This is a genomic window from Photobacterium lucens, assembly GCF_009873615.1.
GTDB lineage: Bacteria > Pseudomonadota > Gammaproteobacteria > Enterobacterales > Vibrionaceae > Photobacterium > Photobacterium lucens.
This window is the reverse complement of the sequence record NZ_SSMG01000461.1, coordinates 1-1,542: the sequence shown is the minus strand read 5'-3', so window position 1 is coordinate 1,542 and position 1,542 is coordinate 1. Positions and strand designations below refer to the sequence as shown.

1 protein-coding gene is annotated in these 1,542 nt (G+C 39.3%); it reads right to left on the bottom strand.

What is annotated here, in order from left to right:
• Positions 1–262 precede the first annotated feature (262 nt).
• Positions 263–1,441, bottom strand: coding sequence for a pentaheme c-type cytochrome TorC (gene torC, locus E5A76_RS18780; RefSeq protein WP_053986853.1), 1,179 nt, complete (start codon positions 1,439–1,441; stop codon positions 263–265).
• Positions 1,442–1,542 lie beyond the last annotated feature (101 nt).

The following is a 1,542-nucleotide window of genomic DNA, read 5'->3' as shown; positions in this document are numbered from 1 at the left end:
TATTATCAATTTTTATTTCTAACTTTTTAGATAAATCAATCTCAATCAAAATACTCATTAATTCCAACCAAATACTAATAGTAAACTACATATGCTACTCGCATAATAATAAAGTCGTTTTTTATCAGTTAGATATAAAGAGTAACAATCTGTAAATCTACTATTTAGCTATATATACAAAAAAGGGAACCTGATTTCTCAGATCCCCTTTCGGTTATTGGCATTACGTTTAACGCAAGCTATCTATTTTTCAACGAGTGATTTACTCAGTTGCTTGCTCAGCCGCCGCTTCTGCTGGTGCATCTTTAGCGTGAGCTTGTAGATATTTAAGTAGTACACGCTCTTCGTTCTTATCAAGTGTGTAGTACTGTTGCATTGCTTTTAGACCATCAACCCATGCGTTTGCAGTTAGGTGTTTTGGATCTGGCGTTGCGTGACACTGATTACAGCTTGCGTCTAGGATTTCTTTACCGTAGCCCCAGATAGGTTTGATGCTTGCAAGCATGTCGCGTTGTGTCATCCACGCTGCAACTTGTACTTGCTGCCATACTTGACCATCAGTCGCTGTTTGTGTGTTTAACACTTTTTGTGTTTTTTGTAATTCAGGATCGATAGACGCAGTTTGGATTTGCTTCGCCATATCTTGAACTAGCATACCAGCTGTTGAGCCTTTGATTTCCCAACCAGTGATTTCAACTTTTAGCATGTCGCCACTTTGACCCACCACTTTCACTTCAGATGCAGGGTATAGTTGACCTTGTGCATCGTCAGAAGCTGCATCTTTCACAAATAGTTGCTTAGACGTTAATGAGTAAAGCGTTGTTGCTTCAGGTGCTTTCGCTGCATTAATGCTTAGCTGTTTAAATGTTGCTTGGAAGTCGTTATTAATGTGAGGTAGCTGGTGAGCAATACCTTTGTGACATTCGATACAGTTCATGTCTTTCGCTGCAGCACCTGTCATTGCAGCCGCTGCTGCAGGTGATTGCTTAGCGTGATCCATCGCTGAGTAAGAGTGACAGCTCTTACAAGGCGCTGAATTGGTATCTTTCATCATTTTCCAAACATTTTGCGCCATACGTAGACGGTTCTCTTCGAACTTCTTAGGCGTATCAATATCTTTACCAATGAATTCGCTGTAGATATCGCCAATACCACCCATTTTCGCTTTCATGAATGCAATTGGGTTGTTTTCTGGGATATGACAATCACGACACTGAGCACGTACACCATAAGCGTTCTTAAAGTGGATGCTTGTTTTATATTCGTTGTAGTTTTCCTTCATTGAGTGACACGAAGTACAAAACTCGTTTGTTGATGTGAACTCAATTGATTGGTGGAAAGTAAATACGCCTGCAAGTGTGATTAAAATACACACAACAGCAATCGCTAATACAGAATAGCGACTACTTGGCTTAATAAGAAAGTGCCAGAGCTTCTTCATTGGTGATCCAAAATGAATTAAACGTCAAACTAACGTTAAAAGAAAATGTTATAGATAAAAATAGCAGTCGGATATGAATACGGCAACGCAATCTATTAATA

Excerpts from the sequence above, each read along its gene's own strand:
- torC (WP_053986853.1), bottom strand. The coding sequence starts at position 1,441 with ATGAAGAAGCTCTGGCACTTTCTTATTAAGCCAAGTAGTCGCTATTCT.